General features: G+C 70.7%; 1 protein-coding gene. It reads right to left on the bottom strand.

Annotated elements, in window-relative coordinates:
- On the bottom strand, positions 1–205 hold a 205-nt coding region (locus IG05_RS43450; RefSeq protein ID WP_037816133.1), incomplete at both ends, for a biotin carboxylase N-terminal domain-containing protein.

The raw sequence follows: 205 nt of genomic DNA on the forward strand, positions 1-205 counted from the left end.
GCCGATCCAGATCAGACCCGCGTCCAGGACCGCCTGCGCGAACTCGGCGTTCTCCGACAGAAAGCCGTAGCCCGGATGGACGGCGTCCGCCCCGGACTCCCGGGCGGCGTTCAGGATCTTGTCGATGACCAGGTAGCTGGTGGCCGGGGTGTCACCGCCCAGGGCGAACGCCTCATCCGCGGCGCGGACATGCAGGGCGTCCCGG

Origin of the sequence: Streptomyces sp. NRRL S-1022, from assembly GCF_000720135.1 — a bacterium.
Taxonomy (GTDB): Bacteria; Actinomycetota; Actinomycetes; order Streptomycetales; family Streptomycetaceae; genus Streptomyces.